The organism is Streptomyces sp. NPDC059564 (genome assembly GCF_042735575.1).
GTDB lineage: Bacteria > Actinomycetota > Actinomycetes > Streptomycetales > Streptomycetaceae > Streptomyces.
Genome location: NZ_JBHWBP010000682.1, coordinates 1 through 1,435 on the forward strand (window position 1 = coordinate 1; position 1,435 = coordinate 1,435).

General features: G+C 73.9%; 1 protein-coding gene and 1 pseudogene. Both read right to left on the reverse strand.

Features of this window, described 5'->3' with window-relative positions; translation table 11 throughout:
- Nucleotides 1–213: 213 nt before the first annotated feature.
- Nucleotides 214–876 carry a hypothetical protein gene (locus ACFV0Q_RS41595; protein ID WP_385013313.1) on the reverse strand — a complete coding sequence of 221 codons (663 nt, stop codon included), beginning with the start codon at nucleotides 874–876 and terminating at the stop codon, nucleotides 214–216.
- 89 nt (nucleotides 877–965) lie between these two features.
- Nucleotides 966–1,435, reverse strand: a pseudogene (locus ACFV0Q_RS41600) (MFS transporter); the annotation flags it as partial.

The following is a 1,435-nucleotide window of genomic DNA, read 5'->3' on the forward strand; positions in this document are numbered from 1 at the left end:
AGTCGAGGGTGACGTTCTCGGCGAGGGCGCTGGCGCCCTCCGCCTCGACTTCCACGTGGGCGGAAGCCGGCGAGGCGAGGGCGAGGCCGGCCGCGAGGGCGACTGCCGTCATCGTGGCGGAACGGCGCGCGGTGCGCGCGGAGGTGAAGCGGGGCACGGGTGGCTCCCATGGTGGTGTGGGCGACGGCGGGCAGGTGGAAACGCGCCTCGGGATCAGACGGCGAGAGCGAGTTCCGCAGCCGGAGGACCCCTTCGCGCCACGGCGTACGCCAGCATCGAGGAGTGGCACGGGTGGCCCGTGGTCCGTGCCCGGAACGGTCGGACGACGTGCGGGATGAACGGGGCCGTTCCGGCCGGGACCAGTGCCCGGAGCCACTGGGCCAGCGCCCCGTCGAGCCGATCGGCCACCGTGCGGCACGCGGAATCCGCGCGTTGCAGACACCAGGCCACCAGGAGAGCCGTCGCCACGTGCGCGGTGAACATGAGCACCGCGCTGTGGTGGCCGGCGTGCCAGGCGTCGTGTGCGGTGGGGGGAGGGCCATGGACGTGGATCGCGTGGGGGTTCGGGGCCGTGTGCGGGTCCGCCCGGCTGAAGACCATGTGCAGTGCGATCTGCGCCGTGCCGGTCAGCGTCATGACCGAAGGCAGCGACCGTGCCCGTCGTATGAAGGGGAACGAGAGCAGGAAGAGCAGCCCCGGCGCGAGGAGGGCCGTCTGCCAGGACACGGACTGCGCGGAGGCCAGGTGGGGCCCGGCGAGCGCGAGTCCGGTGCCCGAGCCGGTGAAGACCAGCGTGCGGGCGGCCGTGACCGGCATGCCGTCCACCGGTTCCGTGCCGGTACGGCATGCGGTGCGGGGGTCGGCTGTCCGTGGCATGGCGGCACCATCATGGGGCATGAGCAGCCTGCTGCGTGGCCCGGACCGAGATCTCTCACGGTATGGGCGGGGGTGGTGTGAAATCGTCGTCAGCGCGATCCGGACGACGCGTGCTCGGTGCGATCGGGCCAGCGGTGGTGGTGCTGGTCGATGACGTAGTGGTGGCCGTGCTGCCAGCCGCCCGAGGCCGGGTGGGCGTCGGTGAGGTGGGGGTGGCCCGGGGGCAGGTCCGGATGGACGTGTTCCAGCTCGGACGGGTCGCGGGCCGGCCAGATGAAGACCGCGGCGGTCGCGGAGGCCAGGGCCATGACGCCGAGGACCACGGCCGTGACGGGGAGCCCGGCACCGGCGGCGAGCCAGCCGGCCAGCGGGTAGGTGAGCAGCCAGCAGCTGTGGGAGAGCGAGAACTGGGCGGCGAAGGCGGCGGGCAGGTCCGCGTCGGCCGTGGAGCGGCGGATCACCCGGCCTCCCGGGGTCAGTACGGCGGAGCACGCGGCCCCGATCGCGGCCCAGGCGGCCAGGATCGCGAACCAGGACCAGGAGCCCGGCGGCGTCGCGG